At 63.1% G+C, this 23,396-nt stretch carries 29 protein-coding genes, 1 tRNA gene and 2 pseudogenes; 10 read left to right on the top strand and 22 right to left on the bottom strand.

Going from position 1 to position 23,396, the window contains the following annotated elements; all coding sequences use genetic code 11:
* Positions 1–151 precede the first annotated feature (151 nt).
* Positions 152–466, top strand: a complete 315-nt coding sequence (locus tag C8J44_RS06305; RefSeq protein WP_147453140.1) for a hypothetical protein — start codon at positions 152–154, stop codon at positions 464–466.
* On the opposite strand, the gene C8J44_RS06310 is transcribed toward C8J44_RS06305, so the two are convergent.
* The gene (locus C8J44_RS06310) at positions 467–1,405 is read right to left on the bottom strand and encodes a LysR family transcriptional regulator (protein ID WP_121903705.1); all 939 of its coding nucleotides are present in this window, start codon (positions 1,403–1,405) and stop codon (positions 467–469) included. It abuts the gene before it with no gap.
* An 88-nt stretch (positions 1,406–1,493) separates the two neighbouring features.
* Here C8J44_RS06310 and C8J44_RS06315 point away from each other — a divergent pair, with 88 nt between their 5' ends.
* Positions 1,494–2,480 (top strand): alpha/beta fold hydrolase, encoded by a 987-nt coding sequence (locus C8J44_RS06315; protein ID WP_121903706.1) that lies wholly within the window; start codon positions 1,494–1,496, stop codon positions 2,478–2,480.
* A gap of 131 nt (positions 2,481–2,611) precedes the next feature.
* On the opposite strand, the gene C8J44_RS06320 is transcribed toward C8J44_RS06315, so the two are convergent.
* The 6 genes from C8J44_RS06320 to C8J44_RS06345 all read right to left on the bottom strand — a co-directional run bounded on the left by C8J44_RS06320 (position 2,612) and on the right by C8J44_RS06345 (position 5,773).
* Positions 2,612–3,130 carry a general stress protein gene (locus C8J44_RS06320; protein WP_121903707.1) on the bottom strand — a complete coding sequence of 173 codons (519 nt, stop codon included), beginning with the start codon at positions 3,128–3,130 and terminating at the stop codon, positions 2,612–2,614.
* Positions 3,131–3,242: 112 nt separating this feature from the next.
* Positions 3,243–3,746 carry a TIGR02594 family protein gene (locus C8J44_RS06325; RefSeq protein WP_183128713.1) on the bottom strand — a complete coding sequence of 168 codons (504 nt, stop codon included), beginning with the start codon at positions 3,744–3,746 and terminating at the stop codon, positions 3,243–3,245.
* 63 nt (positions 3,747–3,809) lie between these two features.
* The gene (locus C8J44_RS06330) at positions 3,810–4,370 is read right to left on the bottom strand and encodes a GDSL-type esterase/lipase family protein (RefSeq protein ID WP_121903709.1); all 561 of its coding nucleotides are present in this window, start codon (positions 4,368–4,370) and stop codon (positions 3,810–3,812) included.
* Between the two features lie 144 nt (positions 4,371–4,514).
* Positions 4,515–4,700: a hypothetical protein gene (locus C8J44_RS18610; RefSeq protein WP_060523727.1), complete on the bottom strand. Its 186-nt coding sequence runs from the start codon at positions 4,698–4,700 to the stop codon at positions 4,515–4,517.
* Positions 4,697–4,933, bottom strand: a complete 237-nt coding sequence (locus C8J44_RS06340; protein ID WP_121903710.1) for a YozE family protein — start codon at positions 4,931–4,933, stop codon at positions 4,697–4,699. The genes C8J44_RS18610 and C8J44_RS06340 overlap by 4 nt, the downstream gene beginning before the upstream one ends.
* Before the next feature lie 291 nt (positions 4,934–5,224).
* Positions 5,225–5,773: a TetR/AcrR family transcriptional regulator gene (locus C8J44_RS06345; RefSeq protein ID WP_121903890.1), complete on the bottom strand. Its 549-nt coding sequence runs from the start codon at positions 5,771–5,773 to the stop codon at positions 5,225–5,227.
* A 203-nt stretch (positions 5,774–5,976) separates the two neighbouring features.
* On the opposite strand from C8J44_RS06345, the gene C8J44_RS06350 reads away from it, so the two are divergent.
* Together C8J44_RS06350 and C8J44_RS06355 are read left to right on the top strand one after the other, a co-directional pair.
* Positions 5,977–6,534 carry a DUF1349 domain-containing protein gene (locus C8J44_RS06350; RefSeq protein ID WP_220683085.1) on the top strand — a complete coding sequence of 186 codons (558 nt, stop codon included), beginning with the start codon at positions 5,977–5,979 and terminating at the stop codon, positions 6,532–6,534.
* Between the two features lie 2 nt (positions 6,535–6,536).
* The gene (locus C8J44_RS06355; RefSeq protein ID WP_121903711.1) at positions 6,537–7,109 is read left to right on the top strand and encodes a sugar O-acetyltransferase; all 573 of its coding nucleotides are present in this window, start codon (positions 6,537–6,539) and stop codon (positions 7,107–7,109) included.
* Between the two features lie 10 nt (positions 7,110–7,119).
* Here the strand turns inward: C8J44_RS06355 and C8J44_RS06360 are convergent, their stop codons facing one another.
* Positions 7,120–7,983, bottom strand: a complete 864-nt coding sequence (locus tag C8J44_RS06360) for an SDR family oxidoreductase (RefSeq protein ID WP_121903892.1) — start codon at positions 7,981–7,983, stop codon at positions 7,120–7,122.
* An 89-nt stretch (positions 7,984–8,072) separates the two neighbouring features.
* Here C8J44_RS06360 and C8J44_RS06365 point away from each other — a divergent pair, with 89 nt between their 5' ends.
* Positions 8,073–8,444, top strand: a complete 372-nt coding sequence (locus tag C8J44_RS06365) for a helix-turn-helix domain-containing protein (protein WP_121903712.1) — start codon at positions 8,073–8,075, stop codon at positions 8,442–8,444.
* A 50-nt stretch (positions 8,445–8,494) separates the two neighbouring features.
* On the opposite strand, the gene C8J44_RS18405 is transcribed toward C8J44_RS06365, so the two are convergent.
* From C8J44_RS18405 to C8J44_RS06380, 4 genes and pseudogenes are all read right to left on the bottom strand, one after another.
* The gene (locus C8J44_RS18405; RefSeq protein WP_183128714.1) at positions 8,495–8,869 is read right to left on the bottom strand and encodes a hypothetical protein; all 375 of its coding nucleotides are present in this window, start codon (positions 8,867–8,869) and stop codon (positions 8,495–8,497) included.
* A 59-nt stretch (positions 8,870–8,928) separates the two neighbouring features.
* On the bottom strand, positions 8,929–10,050 hold the full coding sequence (locus C8J44_RS18860; RefSeq protein WP_310886157.1) for an FAD-binding domain-containing protein: 1,122 nt from the start codon (positions 10,048–10,050) through the stop codon (positions 8,929–8,931).
* Positions 10,051–10,083: 33 nt separating this feature from the next.
* Positions 10,084–10,299: pseudogene (locus C8J44_RS18715) on the bottom strand (ATP-binding cassette domain-containing protein); the annotation flags it as partial.
* A gap of 23 nt (positions 10,300–10,322) precedes the next feature.
* The gene (locus C8J44_RS06380; protein ID WP_121903714.1) at positions 10,323–11,558 is read right to left on the bottom strand and encodes an efflux RND transporter periplasmic adaptor subunit; all 1,236 of its coding nucleotides are present in this window, start codon (positions 11,556–11,558) and stop codon (positions 10,323–10,325) included.
* 186 nt (positions 11,559–11,744) lie between these two features.
* Between C8J44_RS06380 and C8J44_RS06385 the strand changes: the two genes are divergently transcribed.
* Entirely contained in the window at positions 11,745–12,965 is a 1,221-nt protein-coding gene (locus C8J44_RS06385) for a sigma-54 dependent transcriptional regulator (protein ID WP_121903893.1), read from the top strand.
* Between the two features lie 180 nt (positions 12,966–13,145).
* On the opposite strand, the gene C8J44_RS06390 is transcribed toward C8J44_RS06385, so the two are convergent.
* Positions 13,146–13,790, bottom strand: a complete 645-nt coding sequence (locus C8J44_RS06390; protein WP_147453141.1) for an acyl-CoA dehydrogenase family protein — start codon at positions 13,788–13,790, stop codon at positions 13,146–13,148.
* Between the two features lie 597 nt (positions 13,791–14,387).
* Positions 14,388–14,960 carry a hypothetical protein gene (locus C8J44_RS18170; RefSeq protein WP_147453142.1) on the bottom strand — a complete coding sequence of 191 codons (573 nt, stop codon included), beginning with the start codon at positions 14,958–14,960 and terminating at the stop codon, positions 14,388–14,390.
* Positions 14,961–15,044: 84 nt separating this feature from the next.
* On the opposite strand from C8J44_RS18170, the gene C8J44_RS06400 reads away from it, so the two are divergent.
* Positions 15,045–15,371: a hypothetical protein gene (locus tag C8J44_RS06400; RefSeq protein WP_121903717.1), complete on the top strand. Its 327-nt coding sequence runs from the start codon at positions 15,045–15,047 to the stop codon at positions 15,369–15,371.
* 40 nt (positions 15,372–15,411) lie between these two features.
* Entirely contained in the window at positions 15,412–16,263 is an 852-nt protein-coding gene (locus tag C8J44_RS06405) for a MipA/OmpV family protein (RefSeq protein WP_259466728.1), read from the top strand.
* A 692-nt stretch (positions 16,264–16,955) separates the two neighbouring features.
* Here the strand turns inward: C8J44_RS06405 and C8J44_RS18925 are convergent.
* From C8J44_RS18925 to C8J44_RS18935, 7 genes are all read right to left on the bottom strand, one after another.
* Positions 16,956–17,510, bottom strand: coding sequence for an HD domain-containing protein (locus C8J44_RS18925; protein WP_121903718.1), 555 nt, complete (start codon positions 17,508–17,510; stop codon positions 16,956–16,958).
* Between the two features lie 181 nt (positions 17,511–17,691).
* The gene (locus C8J44_RS18175; protein ID WP_147453143.1) at positions 17,692–18,081 is read right to left on the bottom strand and encodes a hypothetical protein; all 390 of its coding nucleotides are present in this window, start codon (positions 18,079–18,081) and stop codon (positions 17,692–17,694) included.
* A gap of 789 nt (positions 18,082–18,870) precedes the next feature.
* Positions 18,871–19,461 carry a hypothetical protein gene (locus tag C8J44_RS06415; RefSeq protein ID WP_147453144.1) on the bottom strand — a complete coding sequence of 197 codons (591 nt, stop codon included), beginning with the start codon at positions 19,459–19,461 and terminating at the stop codon, positions 18,871–18,873.
* Complete coding sequence (locus tag C8J44_RS06420; protein WP_147453145.1) at positions 19,458–20,711, bottom strand: PAAR domain-containing protein; 1,254 nt, start codon at positions 20,709–20,711, stop codon at positions 19,458–19,460. Before C8J44_RS06420 ends, C8J44_RS06415 begins: the two co-directional genes overlap by 4 nt.
* 34 nt (positions 20,712–20,745) lie before the next feature.
* Positions 20,746–21,207 (bottom strand): DcrB-related protein, encoded by a 462-nt coding sequence (locus C8J44_RS06425; RefSeq protein WP_121903721.1) that lies wholly within the window; start codon positions 21,205–21,207, stop codon positions 20,746–20,748.
* Between the two features lie 285 nt (positions 21,208–21,492).
* A complete protein-coding gene (locus C8J44_RS18930) occupies positions 21,493–21,825 on the bottom strand; it encodes a CHC2 zinc finger domain-containing protein (RefSeq protein ID WP_121903722.1) in 333 nt (110 codons plus the stop codon).
* Positions 21,822–22,136, bottom strand: coding sequence for a helix-turn-helix transcriptional regulator (locus C8J44_RS18935; RefSeq protein ID WP_121903723.1), 315 nt, complete (start codon positions 22,134–22,136; stop codon positions 21,822–21,824). Before C8J44_RS18935 ends, C8J44_RS18930 begins: the two co-directional genes overlap by 4 nt.
* Before the next feature lie 89 nt (positions 22,137–22,225).
* Between C8J44_RS18935 and C8J44_RS18735 the strand changes: the two are divergent.
* A pseudogene (locus C8J44_RS18735) lies at positions 22,226–22,366 on the top strand (recombinase family protein); the annotation flags it as partial.
* A 114-nt stretch (positions 22,367–22,480) separates the two neighbouring features.
* Entirely contained in the window at positions 22,481–23,062 is a 582-nt protein-coding gene (locus C8J44_RS06440) for a zinc ribbon domain-containing protein (protein ID WP_259466748.1), read from the top strand.
* A gap of 95 nt (positions 23,063–23,157) precedes the next feature.
* On the opposite strand, the gene C8J44_RS06445 is transcribed toward C8J44_RS06440, so the two are convergent.
* Positions 23,158–23,234 (bottom strand) — tRNA-Met (locus tag C8J44_RS06445).
* Positions 23,235–23,396 lie beyond the last annotated feature (162 nt).

Consider the following 23,396-nt stretch of genomic DNA (forward strand, 5'->3'; position numbering starts at 1 on the left):
ATCCTGCGGGGTATCTGGTCTGGCCGTTTTATCCGTCGACAGCCGCCGAAGTGACCCTCGGAAAGTACGCAGGTCGCAATGCTGCTGCGGCGTTCCGATACGTATCCACGCCCTTTTACGAATTGCCCCGATAAGTCGGGATAATGTGACGGTGGCAGCCGAACCCGCGGTCGTCGTTCCGCTCGGCGACGCCGTGCTGCACCGCGACTACCTGCACATCGTATGGCGCGGTACGTCGCGGTTGCTGTCGCCGGTCACGATCCACCGCGCGCTGCTGATCACGCGAGACAAAACGACCGGCGGCGGCCCTTCGGTCGAGGGCTCGGCACCACCGTCGACCGACGCTCATACTATCGAGTTCGGTGTTCCGTTCGCGGCGGCGATCTCCGCGATCACGATCGTTCCCACCGGCCGCGACGATCGCAAGCAGCCGTGGCTTGCCCTGGGCGAAAGCGTACGTCGGTAATTACGATATAGTCGGCACCACGCGCATGGAGGCCTCGACGTCCGCCAGATTGCGGCGCAACGCTGGGCCAAGATGGTCGATCAGCGCCCGCACGCTTCCATGAGACGCGCGCCCGGCGGGGAATACCAAATGCACAGGTACGGGCGGCTCCTCCCATTCCGGCAGCAGGCGTATCAGGCGGCCGTCGGCGACCGCATCGACGATTTGATAAGAGCGAGCCTGAATTACGCCGTGGCCGCGCATGGCGGCATCGATGGCGGCGGCTGCGTTGCTGATGCTGAGCCGGGGCTGGACCCGGACCGATCGCCGCTTGCGCGCGGGGGTCGTAGGGCTCGCGAACGTCCAGCGCTCCCCCTCGGCCGCGACGTCTAAGCCGATGCACGCGTGGTGCTCGAGATCGGCTGGGGTCGCCAAAGATGCTGCCTTGTCCAGGTACTCCGGGGATGCGCACAGCAACGTACGTACCGCGCCGATCCGGATCGCGCGCAGCGAAGAATCCCCCAGCGGCGCCAGCCGCACGGCGAGATCGACCCCTTCCCCGATAAGGTTGACCAAGCGATTGATCAGAAGAACGCGTGCCGACACCAGCGGATGATCTTCGAGAAAGCTTTCGAGGAGCGGCAGGACGGCGACGCGGCCAAACAATTCGGGCGCCGTGAGCACGATATTTCCCTGGACCGGCGCGCCCGCGCCGATCAGCGCAAGGTGTTCGAGCTTCTCGAGCACGTCCCGCCATACCGCCACATGATGCTCACCGGATGCGGTCAGGCTCAGCTTGCGGGTGGAGCGCAGCAGAAGCGTCTCGCCGGCGTCCCGCTCCAGCAACGCGACCGCGCGCGTCACGCTGGCCGGCGATCGCCCGTAGCGTTTGGCCGCGGCGGCGAGCGACCCGCGATCCACCGCGGCAACGAACAGCGCCATCGCTTCCAATCGATCCATCGTTTCCGATCCTGCAATCAAGCCTGTCAGTATGCAAGGCTAACCGCCGCTTCCTGCAAGGCGTATATAAGGTCTGCAAGGAGGCCGCATGCGCCATCGACCAACTCTCTACCCCCGCCGGACGCTTCTCTCATGGCTCGCGACAGGGCCAGCGCTGGCGAGCATCCCAAGCCTTCTCACCGCTGCCCCGCCGCAACCAAAGGAACCGCCCGTGTCCAAAATTCACTATCGTCGAAAACAGGTCGGCGAGGTCGACGTCTTCTACCGCGAAGCCGGTCCCGCCGACGCGCCGGTGCTGTTGCTGCTGCATGGATTTCCCTCCGCAAGCCATATGTTCCGCGATCTGATCCCGTTGCTGGCGGACCGCTATCGCGTCATCGCGCCGGATCTGCCGGGATTCGGACAGACCAGGGCACCGGCGCGAGGGGCATTCCCCTATACCTTCGACACGCTCGCGCGGGTGCTCGGGGAGTTCGTCGATGCGCTCGGTATCGACCGCTACGCCCTGTACATCTTCGATTACGGGGCACCCGTCGGACTCAGGCTGGCAATGCAGCATCCCGAGCGAGTGACCGCGATCATCAGCCAGAACGGCAACGCCTATGAAGAAGGGTTCAGCGATCAGTGGGGTGCCTGGCAAGCGTATTGGCGCGAACCGAACGACGCCCACCGCGAGGCCTGCCGCGCATCCTTGACGCCGGACACGATCCGCGATTGGCAATATGGCACCGGCGCGGATCCCGCGCTGCTGTCACCGGACGGCTACGAACTCGACATCGCCTATATGGAACGTCCGAGCGCTGCGGACATCCAGCTCGACCTGATCCTGGATTACCGCAGCAACGTCGCTCTGTACCCCGCCTTCCACGCGTATTTCCGTAAGCATCAGCCCCCACTGCTCGCGGTGTGGGGCAGACACGATCCCGCTTTCATCCCCGCCGGAGCGCAAGCCTATCGGCAGGACCTGCCCAAGGCAGAGATACACTTGCTCGATGCCGGCCATTTCGCGCTCGAAACGCACCATGACGTGATCGCCAGCTATATCCGGGACTTCCTTGGCCGAACGTTGACCTGACTTAGCAGGGCGACCGGGGTGCATGCCGCCCGGGCGTGCGCCTCGGTCGCCGAGACTGCTGCGAATGCGGACGGGACAAGCTTGCCAGGCCAGCCCCGTCTGTGGACGCCCCTCCGGCCCCGGGCTTGTTCTTACGCTGTGGCCACTTTAGTGCGCGTGGAGGTATGACCGCCGGCGCGATACAACAGGTCGGCTGCATCGTCCGGGGTAATCCCGGCAGCGCTGGTATCGACAGACACGAACACGCCGCCCTCCTTGATGCGCCCCTCGTAGTAGCTCGCATCGACGCGGCTGACGCCGTGGTCGGTCATCACCTTCTCGAGCCCCCCGATGGCCCCACCGAGCGCCGCGCCAGTGATCGCGGCACCGGGAATTGCCGCCGATGCGATCGCACCCGCTGCGACCAAGGGACCGACCCCGGGAATGGCCAGCGCAGCAATGCCGAGCAGGGTCCCGATGCCCGCGCCGGCTGCAACCTTGCCGGCGAACTCCTGCGTGTCGCCGTTGCCGTCGGTCGTCGCGGTCTTGCCATCGTGCTGAGCGACAATGGAGATGGCGCGGTCCTCGACCCCGGCAGCACGAAGCTCCGAGACCGCGCGCTCGGCGTCGGCGTGATTATCGAATACGGCGGATATGAGGTTCGTGCTCATGGTGCTTCCTGTCGATGGCTCGGTTGCAGATGCTCCTAAAAGCGGTGTCGACAGACGATCGTTCCAGACATTGAAGGTTACCGCCCCGGTAACCGAGAATAGCATCGGGCGGTCAGGCTTCGTCGCTCGAGATCGGTTTGCGCGCGGCCATCTGCACCGGCTTGCCGATGACCGGACGGCCTAGTGGCCACCGCCGCGCAATGCACCGATCCTTGGCGACTCTCGCGACAGTGACGGCATCGCCCTGATTGCCGCCAAGGACATGATACGCAGCGGCATCCTCGCCAACATAGAATCCGACGTGACCACCGCCCGGACGCGCGAACACCAGCACCGCGCCGGGGGCAAGCCGTTCCGGACGAAGCGCCTGCCCCCATGTCGACCACGACGTCGCGCGAACCGCGATTGCCACCGGCTCGATCCCGTCTTCCTGAAGACAATAGGCGACGAACACGCCGCACCACGGGACGCTGTCGGCGTTGTAGACCATGCCGAGCACTTTCGTGCCGAGCCGCTTCGCCCAGCCGAGAATGGTGGCACTGTCCGCCGAACCGGCAGCCTCTTCGGTGCCCAACTTCGCTCTAGCTGCCTTCAACCACTTCGGCTCCGTCGCCATGACTTTAGTCCTCATATCCCGACACGATCCCAACAGCCTGCGGTTACGCTTGAACGCGCGGCGCTACACCATTCGCTCCACTACCGGCAGCATCGCGGCCACGACCGCAGCGATCGCCTTCGCGTTGGGATGCACCCTATCTGCCAGCACCATGTCGGAGTGCCCCAGCACACCCGGCGGGAAGAACGGCCAGACGGTCGCGCCGTGTTCGGCAGCCACCTCGGCATGAATGTGCAGATACGCCGCGGCGCGGTCGCGTATGAACGCCGGCGGCTCGACGGTCGTAAGGACCACGGGAATGCCGCAATCGCTCAGGCTCAGCAGGATGTTCGCGAGTTGCGCTCGGGTACGGGCTACGGGCACCTGCCGCAGGACGTCGTTCGGCCCTACCTGCACGATGGCCAGCGCCGGCCGCCGGTCGAGGCTGGACAGCAGCCGTGGCAGGCGGCGTAGAACGTCTGCGCTCGTATCGCCTGACACGCCGCCGTTCACCACGGACACACCGGGATATTGATACCGCAGCGACGACTGCAGTTGCGCCGGAAAGCTGTCCGCGACTGCCAGTCCGTATCCTGCAATGAGACTATCGCCGATCGCGAGGATGAGAGGTGGGAAGTTCGCCATAAGTCACCGCGACATAGGGCACAGGCGCAGCAATATAAGGTGACGCGGGCATCTCATCGGTATTCCCGATGCGATCGTGTTCGCGGTACCGTGCAGGAGAACGTCCTCGCTGCAGCGAGGGCGATCAGCGAACTATCTATCGGATCAATGCGTCGTCCGGCTGGCATCGGCGACGGCATTCAGGCAGTCAGCTAACACCTCCCACTGTCGGTATTGCTCCGGTCGCCCTGGCGGCGTCTTCTGCATACCAGATGCTACGACCGCGCAGGCACCCAGTTGCCCATGATCGGCCATCAGCGCAAATGCCTGCTCCCACGCGTCCTGCATCATGCCGACAACCAATCGGATTCGGCATCGTCGACCGCGGCGAACATGTCGCCCTCGGCCTGCATGGCGCTGAGATGCTTCCGCACCGTTTCCGGATCCCCGTTGCGCGGAAAACGGCGGTCGGCGACCGCTCCGATCGCAAGCTGCCCGACAAGGTCGTTGCGGTCCTTCTGCGTCACAAGCCACTGGCCGAACGCTGGCCTTGGCTCCTGCTGGTTGTCGTCGTGATCGGTCATTCTCACGTCCTTCGAATCGTCGATCCGGCAATCGCATCAAATCGGTGTTCTTGCAATGTTCTCGTGAATCAATCGAGATTGGGCCTAGGGATCGGCGGCATGATCTATGGCTGAGAACGGCTTACGCCAGAACGCGAGCATGGATCGGCCGTTTCGTTAGATGAGCCGAAACCAGGCGATGCCAGACGGCAGGCTTGCTAGTGCACCGCAGAAGCGGAGCGGAGCGGAGCGGAGCGGAGCGCACCGTAGCGATTCGTCAGCAAATGTACTCAGCTGCAAATCGTCTTCGAGTCATGCGACCCTGGTGATCCTGTCGACGATCATACGGATCGCATCCCGGTCGAGCGGCGCGGAGTCGATCGAATTGTGAATGCCGATCCCCTCGACGAGCGCATCCAGCGCCCGCGCCGTGACCGGATCGAAGAACCGCCCAAGCGCCGCGCGACTATTGTCCATCCATTGCTGCATGACCGTCGTCACCTCGGGATGGCGCGCCGCGTAGGCGTAGAGCTCGTAGCTCAGCAACAGCGTGCGCGGATCCGCCCAGATCGACCCGGCAATGATGTCGATGACACCCTCGATCGCCTCGCTGCGCGTGGCGGCTGCATCAAGCCTCGCCCCGAACGCGCCGGACGAGGTCGTCGCCAGTTGCAGGAACGCGGTCGTCAGCAGGTCCTCGAGCGATGCGAAATAATAGGTGACCGAGCCAAGCGGCACCGCGGCCGCCTCGGCGATCCGGCGATGCGTCGTCCCGGCCACGCCGTGGCGTTCGATGACGATCAGCGTCGCGTCGACGATCCGCTGTCTGCGCTCCGGATCATTCCGCCGACGAGGTTCCACGGTCAATTTTTGACTTTCCAGCAATTATGTACATCTGTACACATTCGGCAATGTAGCGAAAGGCAGCGCTTGTGAAGACCCCTGATATATCGCGACGTACGGTTCTCGGCGGAGCGGCAGCGTTGGCGATCCCCGCGGTTGTGGCAACGCCGATCGGAGCGGCGAGCGGTAAATCGATACTTGGAAGATTCGACGGGCGGTGGTTGAACGAACCGAAGAACTGGGCGGTCGATCCGAATGGTGACATGTCGATCGTCACCGACCAGGGAACCGATTTCTGGCGGGAGACGCATTACGGCTTCACGCGCGACAGCGGCCATTTCCTCGGTTTCACCGCGCCCGACGCGTTCACCGCACATGTCCGCATCCGTGGCCAGTACGAAAAGCTCTACGATCAGGCCGGGATCATGGTGCGGGTCGACGAGCGCCATTGGGTCAAGGCCGGGATCGAACTGTCCGACGGACGCGCGATGCTGAGCAGCGTGTTGACCGACGGCAAGTCCGATTGGGCGACCGGGCCTTACGAGCATCCGGCGCAGGATTTTTGGATGCGCGCGACCGTCGCCAAGGGCGTGCTGCGACTTCAGGTATCGGCGGACGGCAAGACCTGGCCGCTGGTGCGCCTCGCGCCGTTCCCGATCGCCTCGTCGTACCAGGTCGGCCCGATGGCCTGCACGCCCGAACGCAGCGGCCTGAAGATCCGGTTTTCCGATCTCCGTATCACCGCCCCGCTCGGCAAAGACCTGCACGATCTGACCTGAACATGGCGACCGAAAAGCAGAAGATGTTGCGCGGCGACCTGTACACCGCGGACGATCCCGAGCTTGTGGGCGACGCCGCGGCAGCCTCTGTCTGGCTCGCGCGCTACAACACCGCGTCCGCTGCGCCTGCGTCCGAGCGGCATGCGATGCTGGCCGAAGCACTGGGCCACGTCGGCAACGGCGCCATCGTGCGATCGCCGTTCAACTGCGATTATGGCTACAACATCCACCTCGAGGACGGTGTCTTTCTCAATTTCGGCTGCATCGTCCTGGATGTCGTATCGGTCCGGATCGGCGCGGGAACGCAGATCGGACCGGGTGTCCAGATCCTCACGGCGGATCACCCCCGCGATCCAGCGATCAGGGCAAAGATGCTGGAGTTCGGTCGCCCGGTCGAGATCGGCCGCAACGCGTGGATCGGCTCGGGCGCGTTGATCCTGCCCGGTGTGACGATCGGCGACGACGCGATCGTCGGTGCCGGCAGCGTCGTCACTCGGGATGTCGCGGCGGGAACGACGGTCATCGGCATTCCCGCACGCGTAGCGGCCGAGCGCGATCCCGACGCGCGCGCTTGAAGCGCCAGCGTCAGCCTTGCTTGCGCTTCAACGCGTCGGGGAGCGTCGTCCGCCAAGGCGTCGTCGGGCGACCGATCAGCGCGCTGAGCGCCCGGCCCTCGTCGAACAATGAGCCGTTCGCCGCCTTCGAATCGCTTTCCGCGAGCATGTCGGCGATCGCTGCCGGGAGGCCAGCGCCTTCGAGGATCCGGCGATAGTCGTCCTGCGGTAGATTCTGGTAGATGACCGGGCGCCCCGCGATCTCACCGATCGCAGCGGCGAACTCGGCAAGCGTGAACGCATCGTCCCCGGCGAGTTCGAAGACCCGGGTCTCGGCGGATTGATCGACCAGCACCGCCGCCGCCGCATCAGCATAGTCTTCCCGGCTCGCGCTGGAAATCCGGCCGTCGCCTGCACTACCGACCAGTGCACCATGCTTGATCGCGGACGCGGCAGACATAACGTAATTCTCGGTATACCAGCCGTTGCGAAGGATCGCGTACGGCAGGCCGCTGGCCTTGATCGCGGCCTCGGTAGCGCGGTGCTCGACCGCCAGGTTCATCGGATTGGCGTCGGCATGGAGGATGCTGGTGTACGCGATGTAGCCGACACCCGCCGTCTTGGCGGCGGAGATCACAGCGCCGTGCTGCGCCTCGCGCGAACCGACGTCGCTCGACGAGATCAGCAACAGGCGATCGACCCCGGCGAGTGCGGGCTCGAGCGTATCCGGCGCATCATAATCGAATGCCCGCACGACGACGCCGCGTGCGGCAAGGTCGCTCAGCTTGGCGGGATTGCGCACGAGCGCGACGATGTCGGATGGCCTGGCCGTCCGGAGAAGGGCGTCGATGACCAGGCGGCCAAGCTGGCCGGAAGCTCCCGTGACTGCGTACATGATGGTCTCCACTTTCACGCTGTTGATGAAGCCGAGGTAAGCGCCTAACTTACGAAAGAGAAGTACGTACAAAAAGGTTAGTTTTGAAAATGACCACCGCATCGTCCACGCGCCTCGCCGATCGCATGGAACGCGGCGACGTGTTCGCGCCCCGGTGCCCCTCGCGCGCAATCCTGCGGCACGTGACGAGCAGTTGGGGCACGCTGGCGTTGATCGCGCTGCTACCGGGGACGCTCCGGTTCAGCGACCTGCGCCGCAAGGTCGCCGGCGTCAGCGAACGCATGCTCTCACAGACATTGAAGCAGCTCGAAGGCGACGGGCTCGTCCGCCGCCAAAGCTTCCCGGTCGTACCGCCCCGCGTCGACTATGCGCTGACCGAGCAAGGCAAGCAGGCCGCGCTCCTCGTACAGGCGCTGGCCGACTGGATCGAAGACACTCTGCCCGAACTTACCCGAGGCTAGGTCAGAATCGGATAGCGTGGGCTCTTGCGCACCGCCTGCGCCGAGCAGTTTCAAAGGTCTGAAGGATACCATCGAGGAAATGTCAGCTGTGCAAATACCTGCCACCCCGCGCGGATTCCTCGCGACGATGACCGACGATAAAAGACATCGATGAGCAGCACGGCGCGTTGCTCGATGACCTGCTCGCCAAAGGGTAGACCCTGGCGCACGGCCCCGTGATCGATCCCGACGACAGCTATGCCGTTTCGCTGTGCCGACTTGAGGATGATCAGGACATCGAGGCCATCACTGCGCTGGATTCGATCGTGCAAAACGGGATCGGACGTCACGAGCATTTGGATGCCCCATCTGAAGGTGCGCAATTGAACGCCGATTTGTTCAACGTGGCGCGGCAAACCGAGGTAAAAGCTAACGGTTGTAGGCAAGCTAGCCTCTTGTCCCCGCAGATTTACCTATCGACTTCCGGACTTCAGCCACTCGTTCATCAGGTTGGACGGCAGGGACTGGGTAGATCAGCGTTACAGCAGTCATCGGAGAGAAGTGTGCGATAGCTGCCGTCGAGCTGCATTGCCGCCTTTCCCTGAAACGCTCGAGGTTCGGAACCGGTGGCAGCCGCAAATTCCCCATTCCCGGCCAGGATGCTGATCGTCACCATTTGAATTCGGCCGCTCTCAGGAAGGATCACTTCCGTGGGTGAAGAGCACATCCTCACGTGGCCGGAGACGTTGCGCCTGGTTCCCCCACCGAGCCCGAGCATCGCGGAAGGCGGCTTTGTGATCGACGATCGGGGTAGGGAGTGCATTGTCGACCAGAGCCACGGTTCGTGTCCGAAACCGACCGGCACCGGTTCCAGTTCGGGGATCCACCGCCTGACGTACGTCTCGAACGGATCGAGATCGCGGCCTTGCTTGACCGGATTGAGGATCCGTGGACCGCGATCCTGCGTGATCGTCCCATCGTTCAGGCCGACCTGTGGCCAGGTGATGCCAGGCTCATAGTCGTCGAACATCTCGGCAAGCGCGCCGCCGACCTCTGCCGCCGGGAGCTGAAGAAGCTGAACGCCGTAGGACGTGACCAGCTGCCGCAGCCGGAAATTGATCCACCCGGTGCCAGCCAGCTCCCGCATTGCGGCGTCGGGCATGGGGATGCCGGTGCGACCGTCTCGCCATGCCCGGACCCGCTCCATCTGCGCCGGGGGCGAGGCCAGCGGTGGCGTCGTGTCCTGGTAGCGGGAGAACGTCGTCAGAAACCCCGTCCTGATGCTGACCCTGCTCCGGAAGTGGCGAAACGACGCACCTTCCGGCGTCCGTGATTGCCCAGGATTGGCCGCGTTCCAGGCGCGTTCGGCCTTGATGGTTTCCCATGTCGCACGGTCACTCGACAGCGTTCCCGCGGCAAAATGGGTCGAGAGCTGGCTGGAACTCGTCCGGTCCCGACCTGGTATCCACATGTCGGCCAGATAATTGCGATCCGGCAGCGCAAGCAGGAACGCGCGCAGCAGCAGGATCGGGTGATCGTCAGGCAAGCGGTCGGATTCGACCTCCCGGTCATCCGACAGGAACGGACGGTCGGGTTTTGCACCGCCCGGACCCAGCCGCCGGATCATCTCCCCGTTGACCGTTAGGAAGGGAATGTTCGCAGCAGCCAACTCCCGCTCCAACTCCCAACGATACTTGCCCCCCGTCGGACGATCAACGGTGCCGAGCGTATTGAGCAGAGTCGACTTGCCACACCCCGACGGGCCCATGATCGCGACGAACTCGCCCCCCTGGACGTGCAGGTCGATATCGGCGAGCGCGGTCGTCTCGACCTCGTCGGAGACGTAGCGGCGCTGGATATTCTCAAGATGGATCACGTGTAGCCTTTCGAAGGATGGGTCTAGCGGAGGTTGAGGGTGTCGCCCTTCACGGTCGCGGTACCGGAGGTGACGATTCGGTCGCCGGTGGCCACGCCGGACAGGATCTCGACCTGTTCGGGATTGCGCCGACCGGTCTTGACCGCCTGGCGGCGGGCGTGACGGCCGTCGGCGTCGAACACGAAGACGGACGCGCCGCCGCCCGATTCCAGCCAGCCGCCGACCGGCGCGACGAGTGCGGGGGCGGTGCTTCCCAGCGTGATACGGCTGTCGAGCGTCTGGCCGCGGTTGAGCCCGGCCGGCGGGGCCGACACGAACGTCAGTTCGACGCGGAAACGCCCGTCCTTCACCGCCGGCAACACCTTCGACACGCGCAGCCGTGCGTCGCCCGCCGTCGCCGTCTGCCCCACCGCGACGCGCCCGACATAGTATTCGTCGACGTCCGCTTCGAGCTTCCACGAGCCTTCGCTGTCGATCTGCCCCGCAGGGTCACCAGCCTTGAGCGTCTGGCCCGGCTGGATCGTGAAGTTGGTCAACCGCCCACCCGCCGGCGCACGAATCACCAGTGCATCCAGACCGGCACGCACCGCCGACAGGTTGCTTTCCAACCGACCGCGCGTATCGTCGAGCCGTTGGCCCTGCGTGGCCGTGATCCGCGCCTCCGCCGCGCCGCCGGACTGCAACTGCGCGAGGCGCTTTTCCTGGTACGCCGCCTCCTCTACGAAGCTCCGCACCCCCGCATCCGACACAAAGCCCTTGTCATGCAGCTGCTGGCGAATCCCCAGTTCGCGACGCGCCTTGATCAGGTCGTAGTTCGCCTGTGCGATCTGGCCGGCGCGATCGAGGCGGTTGCGCTCGATCCCCAGATTCTCACCCGCGACACTGCCGAGCTGGCTCGCGATCTGTGCCTCGCGGGTCAGCACGTCGAGCTTGAGTGTCGGGTTGGCGAGCGTCGCGAGCGGCTGGCCTTCGACGACCATCGTACCGTCCTGGACGAGCAACTTTTCGACCTGTCCGCCCGACAACACGCCGACCAGCGTGGTGACGCGCGGCGCGACGGTGGCACGCACCGGCAAATAGTCGGCGAACGGTAAACGCTCGACGATGCCGGTCTCGACGTCGGCAGCGGCCATGTCAGTCGATCCGCTGGCCGGCAGGAACCGCCATACCGACGCCGCAGCAACGATCAGCGCCACCGCGAGCAGCACGCGCGGGTTGCGCCACCAAGGCGTCGCATGCCGGTCGACCCGGCGGTCCATTGCCGCGCCCGCGAATGGGCTGGCAGAAGCAGTTGCGTGTACGGGCTGTTCGGGCATCATGGTGCCAGTGTCGCCGATCACCGCCCGAAAGACTAAATCGTTATGGATCAGCCGCTTAACATGATTGCCCCACCGGGCGGCCGTTCGAAAATGGACGGACCGTCCACCAATGGACGGTCCGAGGCCATGTCAACTGCCGCCACCATCCTGCTGGTCGACGACAATAAGGCGGTGGCTCGGGCAATGGAGATCGTATTCCGCATGGCAGGACACCGGCTGGATGTCGCCGCCACGCCGGAAGACGCCTTCTCTCGGCTCGCTGCGTGCGGCTACGATGCCATCCTGCTCGACATGAATTTCAGCGCAGGTGAATCGAGCGGCAGCGAAGGGATGGCCTGCCTCGCTCGCATCATGTCCGACGATCCGAACGCCCGCGTCGTGATCATCACCGCCCATAGCGGCATACGGATCGCGGTGGCGGCGATGCAGGCAGGCGCAAGCGATTTTCTGATGAAGCCGTGGCGCAACGCCGAGCTGATTGCCAAGGTCGAAGGCGCCATCGCTCGTGGTGCGACCGTCAGCACGGGCACGCCCCGCTCTGCCAACAGCGACGAGCCGGCGCGGTTGCTCGGCGAAAGCGCGGCGATGCATCGGCTGCGCGCCCTCGTTCGGCGGATCGCTCCGAGTCCGGCGAGCGTCACCATTACCGGGCTCCCAGGCAGCGGCCGGACGCTGACCGCGCTCGCGATCCACGCCGCGTCGCCGCACGCCGATACGGCGCCGATGCGGATCGACCTGCGCGACGCGGCGGCATGGGGTCGGCTCGACGATGCCCGGGACATCACGATCCTGCGCCATCCCGATGAGCTCGACGCGATCGCCCAGTCGCGCTTGCTCGACCGCCTCCCGCCCGGCCTGCGCTGCATCGCGATTGCCAGGACCGTAACACCCCTGACGCCAGCGCTGCGGCGTCGACTCTGCACCGTTGAAGTTGCCGTCCCCCCCCTAACCGCCCGCGACGACGATGCCGTCCTGCTCGCGCGGCATTTCGCCCGCGTTGCTGCGGACCGGTTCGGTCAGCCAGAGCCGACGTTGAGCGAAACAGCCGTGGCGGCGATCCGCTCGACCGTGTGGCCCGACGATGTGCGCGGGCTGGCACTTAGCGTCGAGCGCGCGGTGCTTCTGTCGGATGGCGGCATCATCGATGCAGCGATACTCGCTCCCCCGACGGCCGATGCGCCGATCGCGGCCGGCGTATCCGACGCAGCGTTCGATCTGACCGATGCCGAACGGACGCTGATCGAGGCGGCCCTGCGCGAGCATCGTCACAACGTTACCCATGCTGCCGCCGCGCTCGGGCTGAGCCGAGGGGCGCTGTATCGTCGCATGGCGCGCTATGGGCTTTAGACTGCCTGCGAGCAGGGGCTTTTCCGCGATCCTCGCAAGCATCGGTCTCGTCGCGTCTGGAATCGCCGGAGCGACGGCATGGCGGATCGGCCTGTGGGGCCTGCTGACGGGCGCAACGCTGATCGCCGCGTGGCTGGGGACGCTCGTCTGGTGGGCAGTCATGCGTCCGCGGGCCGCTCCTCAACCATCGACGGCAACCGAAGCGGACGCTGACGCTTTGGTCTTGCGCGTCCTGCTCGACGCCGCGCCGACTCCTCTGCTCGCCATTGAGGGCAACGCAGCTCGGGCTCTCAACCGTGCCGCCCGCACGCTGTTCGCGACCGACGACCGCATCCACTGCGCGTGCTGGCAACCACTGGCGAACGGCCACCGCCCGGTGACCAGCCAGCCACCATCCACGGTCTGCGCGGTGCCCAATGGCTGGGAGGAGCCCGCGACGACGACGTCGGGACTGTCCCGGTAGATCAGGTCGTATGTTTCCTGCGGCAGGAGCGGCAGGAACAGCGACGAGCTGCATCCGATCATCGCCGTCCATCCAACCGATCCATCGATGCGGCCGAGCGCACTGATAGCCTCGACGATCGATGCGAGATCGAACTCCAAGCCACCTCGACCTCGGGCCGCTGTCATCCGGAAGATGCCGATAGTACGGAGCCGGTCGATCAGATCCGACGGCACGCGGCGGTCGATCTCGATCTCGTCGGCACGCGACCGTATTTCAGGTGCGAGCGCCTGAATATCGGCCAGCAATTCTTCAATACTGTTGGGGATGGGATAGCCACTGTTGAAGTCCGTGGGGCATGTAGCTGGCAGGCGCGATACCATAACGGTCATTTCGATTTCCTCGCTGGCGATGGCGGCAATAGTGCCTATCCGATCGTCGGAGAGGACCGTCTGTGCCAGCGGGGAAGCGCGCGTTGGTTCTCAGCTGTTGAGCGTGGAAAGCACCACTGCCGCTATCGTCATTCATGTAGTCGCTGACGAATTTACCAGCCAACAGGGCTGCGCGCGGAGAGGACGAATACGCGGTTTCCAGTAGATATTTGCCGGCTGTGTAGTTGGGTTTGAACGCGCCGCGAGGGGATGAAAGCGGCCGTTCAAGTCGACGTCGTCGCTTTTGAAACCGGACACGCCTTCATGATCCGTTTCGACGGTGATCGGTCACGGTCGACCTACCCTGCGACCTTTACTCTTCGCAGTGCTGAACCAGCCGGAACGCCGTGACACGCGCCGCCTCAGCGCCATCCGAGCGCGGGCGCGACGTAGGTCAGGACGGACTCGAGCACATGCGCGTTATAGTCGACGCCGAGTTGGTTCGGCACCGTGAGCAGGTTGCAGGCCTTTATCAGGAACGCACCGAGAATAAGGCTCGCAATGGCGCTATCTCGAGCCTTCTCCGCGACGGCCGAAGCTGGCGCGATATCATGGCCGCAACCTGATGCCGCCGAACGCTGCTCGCCAAGATCGCTGGTAATCGCCGACTACAGGCAGAGGCTGACGGAGCGATCCGGGCAGATGAGCCGGACGCGCATTTCTCATGTCGAAGGTCGCCGCGCGGATCGAGACGCCCGAATACCGGTGCGGCGTCACATCAATGGCGGGCTCGGCCATCGCAACGTCAGCGACTACCTCAACCAACACCGGATCGCCGAAGTCCGCAGCGCGCTCGCCGCCCCCTCGCGGGCCGACGTGCCGCTCCTGATGAGCGCGATAGGTGCTAGGTTTGGCAACCTCGTGATGTTCAACCGGGTGTTCAAAGAACTTTTCAGCATAACCCCAGCACGTTTTGGCGGCGGCATCTCGAAGGCTAGGCGCGCCGTTTTCCGAGCCTGCGTACCAGTCGTTTTCGAAAATGACTGGTCGGTTTCGAGGATCGGCGTGCCAGGATCGGTTCAAATCGGCAGGGCGACCGCGTTCACAACGGGACGCGACGATGCCGATGATTTCAATTGCCCCGACCAGGCTGCCAAGCAAGCTGCCGACTAAGCTGATCATCGCCGCCGATCTGCCCCTCCTGCCTGCGCCAGCTGTTCTTCTGAACCGGTCGTATCGCCCCGATCCGACGCCACGCTTGTTAACGTGGTCACCATCCATCATGCCGGCGGACAGACCGCGGCGTTGGACGGCGTCCTGCGCCCGCGCCGCGACATTCCGCTTGGCATCAAGACCGGCGGCCGGGTGCTCGCGCTGAACGTGCAGGTCGGCGCCCGCCTCTACGATCGTGATCTGGCGTCGCGGTACCAAATGCTCGCAACGGTCGAGGCCCGCTACGCCCGTGGCGATCTCGGCGCACCGCCCGTGCTCGACACGCGCCAAGCAACATTAACGGCAAAGCCCGCGGTCGTTCGCCAGCGCGTCGCGTCGACGCTCGCACACATCCAGCGCCACCGCGCGCTTGGCGTCTAGCCGTTCTCTTCGCCCTTATCGATCAGCAAAGGATCTTCCCGTGCTCTATACCCAAATCCTGAAGTTCACGCTCGCCAGCATTCTCGCCGCGACCGTCACGCTACCCGCTTACGCACAGGACCAGCCCGCCGATCCGTACCGCGATACCGTCACCGTCGGTGCCGGCGTCGCGGCGCTCCCTGATTACGAAGGCTCCAACGACTACCGGATCACCCCCGTCCCCGCCGCGATCGGCGCCGTCAGGGGGTACGGCTTCGTGCTTGCCGGTAACCAGCTGAGCGTCGACCTAATCAAGGACGAGCCCGGTCCAGTCTGGGATTTCCAGGTGGGTCCGATCGTCCAGCTGAACTTCAACCGCAGTTCGCTCGGTAACATAGTCGACCTTCGCGTCCGTGCGCTCGGCAAGCGCGCCACCGCAGTCGAACTTGGCGGCTATGTTGGCATAGGCAAAACCGGGGTGCTGACGAGCCCGTACGACAAGCTGTCGGTCACGCTCGGCTATCGCCACGACATCAGCAATGTCCACGACGGCGGCATCTGGAACCCCAGCATCACTTATTTCACGCCGCTGTCCCGCAAGGCTGCTATCGGCGTGTTCGCGTCCGCCGACATCGTCGAACGCAGCTATGCCCAAACCTATTACAGTGTCTCAACGGCGCAGAGCGTAGCGAGCGGTTTGCCTATCTATGCCGCCGGTGCTGGCCTCAAGAACTGGACGCTCGGCGCGATCGGCAGCTATTCACTCACTGGCGACCTACTGCAGGGCATCAAGATCGTCGCGGGCGGCACTTATGGACGCATGGAAGGTGACATCGCCCGCAGCCCGCTCGTCGCGATCGCCGGATCGCGCGATCAGTGGCTCGGGACGATCGGTCTTGCCTATACGTTCTAGTCCGTAGTGTGGGTCGGGCCAGTTGGCCCGTAGCCGGTCATCCACCCACAGCAAGGTCGACTATAGGGGGGCGTTCACGCTGGCACAGCTCAGATGCCCCATTCCCAGACACTCAGCGCTTCGTTGGCTAGCTCCAACTTCAGACATGTCTTCATCTCAGTGGAACGCGGCGTCAAGCCGCCACGGATCGAGAATTTATTGGCGAACATTGGGACAAAGCCGTCGTTCGGGCAATCGGCCGTGAATGTCGAGCTCTGGAAAAATTGCCATTCGGGGGGGGATCCGAGATCGGCTCGGCAATAAGCCAGCCTGCGAAGTAGCAACTTCGTCGAGATTGGATCTCACGCCAAACAGCAGCCGCTGTTCCCTGACGAAAACCTCGTCTCCGAGGTTGTCGCGCACGTTCTCAATCCGGCAGGGTATCTCGGCCAATGGTGCCGACATGGAGCACGTACGCCACCGCGCAAGCAGCAATTGTCCAGGATTAGGGTGCGCGGCAACGACAAACCGGTGTTTTACGACGGCGCTCGGCGACCAGTCGACACTTAAAAGCGGCCGGGCCATTTCCGCCCATAATCCGACATCGAAGGAACTCTCGCTGCATTCCAGAAGCGACCACCCGACCTGAAAGGCGTAACCGCCGTTTGCGCAACCCTGAAGATTGCGCCGCTTCGACGTCGTTGGCCAATCTTCTATTGGAGCAGCGCGAGCGCTCGTCGGTATTTATCAGCTCGTTGTCGATCCCGGTTCGTAACAACAGGAAGGCGCGAAAGGTCCAAATTGTCGGTAATGTCGGCGCGCTTCACGTCACGCGCGATCTCGTTTGCGGCGCAGCGCGCGACGAAAGCACCGTAGTCCTCATCATCGCGTCGCGTGAGTGCCACCACGGCGTCGGCAACCGCATCGCCGAAGCGGGCGCGGATCGTGGCTGGCGTTACAGCGCAATCCTCGACGACATCGTGCAGCACCGCGGTGATCCGGCGCACATCGTCCGCCTGCGCCAGCATTACCCGGAACGGATGCAGGATATAGGGCGCGCCAGCCTTGTCGACCTGTCCCTGATGCGCATGAGTTGCGAACACAATCGCTTCGTCAAGTGGGCTAAACGATAGGTCAGTAATTGTCGTACTCCTCTCGGGTCGCGAGCCGACCGCCCATTCGAGCGTCCATATATAAGCGGTTTGAATGGACGGTTTCGCTCTCCCGCCCCGTACCCTTGAAGCGACGAAAAACCCGTCCAGACACATGCTCCCAGTGGAAGGCGACGTCTTCGAAGCTATAAATCAAATAGACGTCACGCCCCTCCCGAAATGCGTCGGATGGTACGCCGCGCTCATCGTCCTCAAGCAACGCAACGCGCCCTTCCTGTTAGCTGCCTCATCGGCATCGCACGCCTGGATCCAAACGGAAGCACCTCAAGCCGTTCACCTAGTTTCGAACCGTATCTGCTCGAGGCCGGACCGAGGATCGCGCACGAGGTCGACGCTCAAATTGATCGTCGTATTGCAGCGTTCCGAACATCTCGTACATCAAACGCTCGTGTTCCCTTCGAGGCTGCTGCTCTGCGCGTTCATAGTCATTCCACCCGGCACCAGGCACGTCGCCCCAGAAATAGCCGCTGTTGATCTTGACTTCCAGAAACGCGACAAACGCCCCCACCGGTCGGGCGTCGACTTTAACGAAGCTCCATGCTCGATTATCTGGCTTGTCTTGAACGCTGACGCCCAGAGCCACTGCGAGTTGCGTGACGGAAACACTCGGTCCGATCCGAACTCCGTGAAAAACGAAAGAGGATGTCTCGTGTTCGAACGTCAACATATCAGGGTCCCGCGACACGATCCGCGCGAAAGCTCCCTCGCGGCATGGGCCAATGTATCATATCGACGTTTCGGAGGATCGCTGCTGATCTCGCGAATCAAGTCCACGTGATGCTGAAAACACGTGATATCGACACGGCGCGTGGTGGGCAGCGATCCACACCTGCAAAAGCGGGAATATGGCTGCTTTATGCCGGTCGTCTTAGATACGATCGAGTAGAAAATGTTCGGTATCTGCAGAAACGACATACCAGGTAAAACGCCGACGGCATGTTACTGCACGGCTGGATCGCGCCGGGCGAGGTACTTCGCACGGTCGGTCAGGTATATTCCTGGACTGTGAGTTCGAATACCACGTCATGCCATCCCGCCATCCCGCCATCCCGCCATCCAAGGTGGGTAAATGTTTCGACAGCGACCTAAAGCGATGGTAGCGTCATCGCCAATATAACGCAAACCGCTAAGATATATGGTATCGCGCTTTCAGCGCCCGATCCAGCATCATTTCCCGCGCGCGCTGTTGTTCCGTCATACCATGGAAGTCAATTGGGGAATAATCGTAGCCGTTTTTTCGTCATCGAGCTTCGTACGGGCGCTGAAATTCACTCCGCGTCATTTACTGATCACGACAAATGGCGGCGGCAATGACGTCAACCAGATTTCATGTTACCAGTTCGTATTCAACCACAGTAAACCGTCCGCTGGTCAGCTCTTTACTAAACGCCGAAACCTCGCATTACTCCACGACATCGGAACCGTGCAGCACTGACTGCTCGTATTTTGAGCTACTTCACATTCGCCATGTTTCCAGCAAACTGCGCCGCGCCGCGGGACGCTCGGCTATCACGCTGCGGATAAAGGAAAGGTTCGCGTCGAATACCGGCACCTGCCAGATTGCTTCGCCTTGCGCCGACAGCCACGCCTTTATGATCCACAGCAAGGAGGTTTCGTGACGCCCGTCGGCGATACGGGCCGCCAATGCTGTGGCAAAGGATGGCGGCAGTTGATGGCGGGCGATCGCTTGCGCAGCGAAGGCCGAATCGCGGTCCTCGCGTGTGTCCAATCGATCGATTAGCGGGGCAAGGACGAGCACATTTCCCGTCAGGGCGAACAAAGTCTCACGGCGCGCACACTCGAACGCAATGCCTAGCCTCTTATCCTGAGCCTCCGCGGCTTCGAGCACGGCGATGCTGCCGGCATCGCCGATCAATCTCAAGCCATCGAGATCGGTGGTATCGCCGGCCGAGCCACGCGTTTCCATCAACGCTCGCGCCCGCGTCAATTCGTTGGCGTCCATGCCCTCAAAGTGGAAGGGAAAATAGCCATCCGCCTTCTCCCGCCCCTTTGCCTCATATTGCTTGCTGAAGGCTGTCCAGGTCACGGCCAATTTCCCGTATCAGGCAACACGATCTTCTCCTCGAAACTGGTGATCCGACCCGCCGCTTTGCCGGCCTCGATCTCGGGCATCTCGTATTTTCGGAAGACGTAACCGCCGCCTGCCCTGCTTGGTGATTGCAACGCTTCAACGTCCCCCGTCAATCCGCGGGTATAGCGTGCAGATGTTTGGCCCCAGACCTGCTCGCCACCTTTGTCCCATGGCATAGAGGTGTTCAAATGATCCCAGTCATCGATGACCCGGCCACCCGGTGTGCCTTCCAGCGTCGTGCCCCCATGAGCCTCGGCATATTGCCCTGCCGCGACCTTGTTACCTGACCACAGGAAGCCACGCTGCCCGTCGGTTGATACATCCAGTCGGCGTACGACGCCGTCGATGTCTCCTGCGTCGACATGGCGTTTCAGTATGGCACGCGCGTCCTCGATTTGACCGTCTCTCGAGAGTTGCGAGATACGCGATCGCTCGCTCGCTATACTTCCTTCCCTTGCCAACTTTGGCCCGGACACGACCATTCCCATGCCGACCAGACCCTGCAATAGGTCTCGGTAGCCCGGCCCGATCGCGTCCCCGACCAGACCGACGCCCTCCATGCCTACGAAACCCAGAGCCCCAATGCCGAGAAATGCGCCGAATGCGGCAACACCGGCCATCGCAGCAAACGCGCCAGCACCTACCGCGGCGCCTATCCCCAGAATCTGTAGGCCGCCACGCGTCCACGCCTCAAGGTCGAAAACGAAGCCGGTCCGCACCGTCTCGCCGCCAATGAAGACGTTAGGCGACGCGGTCTTGATATGCGCGCCGCACGTCAGCGTCGATTTCAGGCGCGACGCGGGCTGCCCGTTGATGAAGACGGTCGACGATCCCTCGCGGACGATAATCGATCCGAGCCAGGGAGGGTGATTGAACGGCAGGCCGTTGCAGCTCGACGCGCTCGACAATTCGGCGCGGATCGCGCTGCGTCCGTTGATGAAGACGTTCGGCGATCCCACCGCCAGCACGCCAGTCGTAGGTTCGGGCAGGTCGAAAATCGTCTCAAGCCCCGACGCGATCTGGTCTCCGGCTAGGCCACCGCCCGCCACCGCGCCCGCAATCGCCACCGCAGCAAGTCCGCCGGTTAAGCCGATCGCACCCACGACGGCGATCCCCGCCGCCACACCGACCAACGCGCCACCGACCATCGCCAGCATGCCATAACCATGGGCGATCTCGTCCTCGACGCGGGCGGCGGGTTCCATGGTCACGGGGTTCAGCGAGTCACGGCTCTAAGACTCATGGATAGCTTGCAGAGGCAGCCGGCGGATCAAAGACCAGGCTGGCCATCACCCGTCGCCAGTCTGCGTCATGATAGCCGATGTCCGCAGGGAGTGTGGTCAGCGTACAGATGACGGCCAGGAAGCCGCTGTCGAAGAAGATCTGCCGCAACTGCATGGCGCGACCGTCCTTCTCGAATTGAAACTCAAGCCATCCCGCGTCGCGTTCATTGGCGTGAAACAGTTCACGCTTAAGCTCGTGATAGCCGGGCAGGCTGCGACGTATAGTGTCGGCTTGTCCATTGAAGTATGACGCGAACGGGGTAACGCCCTTACCCGGGTCCTTAGTGATAACGAAACTCGCATCGCCGCCACCGCCGGGAGCAGGCGGTAGGCGAAACGCCACGATCGACTGATCATGCCAAGAATCGGGCACATCAAACACGGCCACACTGGTGCGATAGGACGACATGAGCTGCATGATGCCTCAGTCACGCGGTTCTCGCAACGCCCTACCGGGTGGCCGCGCGCGTAACGGGCCGTCCTGAGATCACCTCACCCGCAATCTCGGCTATCAAGCGTACGGATCCCCTCCATGCCGGCAAAGGGTGCGCGGGTATCAAGCAGGCAAGCATACATCGTCGCCTATGATCGGCTAAAAACCAACTCGTCGCAGATCGAGATTATCTCCCATTTCGCGGGACCGGGCTTCCCAGACGGGTAACCATATTGGACTGCGCTTTTTCTGCCGGGGGCGCGGCCGCTTTCAGGTCGCGAGCGTCAGGCTTCGAACGACCGCTACGTGCGCGTGAAGCGGCCGGGAGCGGCGTTCATGAACGAGCGCGCCCGCTTGCGTCCTATCGACCGCGTCTCGCCTCATGATCCAATCGACGGCATCACCACCAGCGCGGCACGCAAAGCATTGCCATGCCGCGTCAGTCGCGTAGAGGCTGCGGGTTCCATCGGGATGCCACGGAAAGGCGCCATGGAGCCGGTCAACTCCATCGACGAATGGTTGCAGGTGGACGGTCTGGCCAATCGGCCCGACCAGCGCACCGCGCGTTGATCCGTCGCGCAATGAGAACGTATTGTTTTTCATATCCGCCTGCCTCGTCCAGATTGCCGATCTGTATGCTGGAATATAATTTCGGTTGGCTCACTACGACGATCGCCGATCCGGAGCAACCAATCAACGCGGATTGGGTCGGTGTCGGCATCAGCGATGAACCCGCCCCGCGCTCGAACGCACGGTGCAAAGATAGCACGAACGATCGTCGCCAAGATCAGAATGAGGCGCCGCGCAAGCGGCCACGCTTTTCCGTTTTCGATCCGCGAAAGCGCAACCCGACTGATCCCGACCTGCGCCGCAAAAACCTTCGCATGGTTCGCCGCGGGGTGCCCTCTATTCAGATCGGCACCCGGCTGAACGACGAAGGCGTGCCGGCCCCCGTGGTGGGGAGTGGAACGCCTCGACGGTCCGAGGCGATCCCGCCAAACTCGTCGGCATCCTTAACAACCCGCTCTACGTGGGACGCCTAGTATGGGGGCGCCGGAAGTGGCGCAGGAACCCCGACAGCGAGAAGCGCGAACGCCGCTATCGGCTCCGTAACCAGTCTGATTGGGTAGAAGTTGGGATCCCAGATCTACAAAACATCGACGATACTGTCTTCGAAGCCGCGCGCGATAAAATCGAACACCGCAAGCGCCCGGCAACGGCATCGTCGACAGTCGGCAGCAAGCGCACAAAGCATCTCCTGTCCGGGCTCATCCGCTGTATTTGCTGCGGGGCAAACTATACGATCAGCGGGAAGGATTATTACCGCTGCGCTGGTCAGAAGGAGCGAGGCACGTGCGGTAATCGTGTTTCCGTGCGCAAGGAACCTCTGGAGGCCGCGACGCTGGCGGTTCTGCAGGAGCATCTGCTGACCGAGAACCATGTGCGCCTATTTATAGAAGAATTCGAGCACGAGATGCAGCGATTGGGCCAGGACGCGGGCATGGAGCACGCAGCTCAACACCGCCTCAAGCAGGTCACTACTGAACTCGACAATCTGTACCAGAACCTGCTCGCCGGCATTGCCAGTCCGGTGCTCCGGGCGATGATCGCGGAGCGAAAGGCGGAGAAGGAGCGGCTGGAGACACAAAGAGTTGCAACAATTACCAGGAAACCGATCGTAGTCTCCCTGCCCGACCCGGTGCTTGTGGACCGGTTCCGCAGCAAGGTTGCGGCACTCCGCCAGTCGCTCGACGACGGAACGATCCGGACCGAGGCTGCGGCTGTGATGTTGACGCTCATCGAAAGCGTGCCCATTTGCCCTGACGCCCCCAGGCCCTGAGATGGAGGTGGTCGCGAAGGTATCGGATCTGCTGGCATGGGCCACAAACGACAACGCCGCCCCAGGAGCCGGCGTGAGGTCGAGTTCTGTAATGGTGGTTGCGGGGACAGGATTTGAACCTGTGACCTTCAGGTTATGAGCCTGACGAGCTACCGGGCTGCTCCACCCCGCGACGGCACGGCTAGCGTGCGTTGGGTAGAAGACGTTTGTGAATGGGTTTTGGATATGTTGCGTGTTTACATGTTGCACGGGCTTCAATGCCTGGCGACGACCTACTCTTCCATCGCTTGAGCGATAGTACCATTGGCGCAGTCGGGTTTCACGGCCGAGTTCG

Source organism: Sphingomonas sp. PP-CE-3A-406, assembly GCF_003688625.1.
Classification (GTDB): Bacteria; Pseudomonadota; Alphaproteobacteria; order Sphingomonadales; family Sphingomonadaceae; genus Sphingomonas.

Coding starts and splice junctions, on each gene's coding strand:
- C8J44_RS06325 (WP_183128713.1), bottom strand. CDS start 3,746: ATGGCGACGGAGCCGAAGTGGTTGAAGGCAGCTAGAGCGAAGTTGGGC.
- C8J44_RS06330 (WP_121903709.1), bottom strand. CDS start 4,370: ATGGCGAACTTCCCACCTCTCATCCTCGCGATCGGCGATAGTCTCATT.
- C8J44_RS18925 (WP_121903718.1), bottom strand. CDS start 17,510: ATGTGTCTGGACGGGTTTTTCGTCGCTTCAAGGGTACGGGGCGGGAGA.
- C8J44_RS06320 (WP_121903707.1), bottom strand. CDS start 3,130: ATGAGCACGAACCTCATATCCGCCGTATTCGATAATCACGCCGACGCC.
- C8J44_RS06310 (WP_121903705.1), bottom strand. CDS start 1,405: ATGGATCGATTGGAAGCGATGGCGCTGTTCGTTGCCGCGGTGGATCGC.
- C8J44_RS06420 (WP_147453145.1), bottom strand. CDS start 20,711: ATGGAACCCGCCGCCCGCGTCGAGGACGAGATCGCCCATGGTTATGGC.
- C8J44_RS06385 (WP_121903893.1), top strand. CDS start 11,745: ATGTCAACTGCCGCCACCATCCTGCTGGTCGACGACAATAAGGCGGTG.
- C8J44_RS06390 (WP_147453141.1), bottom strand. CDS start 13,790: ATGGTATCGCGCCTGCCAGCTACATGCCCCACGGACTTCAACAGTGGC.
- C8J44_RS06425 (WP_121903721.1), bottom strand. CDS start 21,207: ATGCAGCTCATGTCGTCCTATCGCACCAGTGTGGCCGTGTTTGATGTG.
- C8J44_RS06355 (WP_121903711.1), top strand. CDS start 6,537: ATGGCGACCGAAAAGCAGAAGATGTTGCGCGGCGACCTGTACACCGCG.
- C8J44_RS18610 (WP_060523727.1), bottom strand. CDS start 4,700: ATGATGCAGGACGCGTGGGAGCAGGCATTTGCGCTGATGGCCGATCAT.
- C8J44_RS18170 (WP_147453142.1), bottom strand. CDS start 14,960: ATGATCAGCTTAGTCGGCAGCTTGCTTGGCAGCCTGGTCGGGGCAATT.
- C8J44_RS06360 (WP_121903892.1), bottom strand. CDS start 7,983: ATGTACGCAGTCACGGGAGCTTCCGGCCAGCTTGGCCGCCTGGTCATC.
- C8J44_RS18175 (WP_147453143.1), bottom strand. CDS start 18,081: ATGTTGACGTTCGAACACGAGACATCCTCTTTCGTTTTTCACGGAGTT.
- C8J44_RS18930 (WP_121903722.1), bottom strand. CDS start 21,825: ATGAAAAACAATACGTTCTCATTGCGCGACGGATCAACGCGCGGTGCG.
- C8J44_RS06315 (WP_121903706.1), top strand. CDS start 1,494: ATGCGCCATCGACCAACTCTCTACCCCCGCCGGACGCTTCTCTCATGG.
- C8J44_RS06380 (WP_121903714.1), bottom strand. CDS start 11,558: ATGGACCGCCGGGTCGACCGGCATGCGACGCCTTGGTGGCGCAACCCG.
- C8J44_RS06340 (WP_121903710.1), bottom strand. CDS start 4,933: ATGACCGATCACGACGACAACCAGCAGGAGCCAAGGCCAGCGTTCGGC.
- C8J44_RS18860 (WP_310886157.1), bottom strand. CDS start 10,050: ATGATCCGGCGGCTGGGTCCGGGCGGTGCAAAACCCGACCGTCCGTTC.
- C8J44_RS06365 (WP_121903712.1), top strand. CDS start 8,073: ATGACCACCGCATCGTCCACGCGCCTCGCCGATCGCATGGAACGCGGC.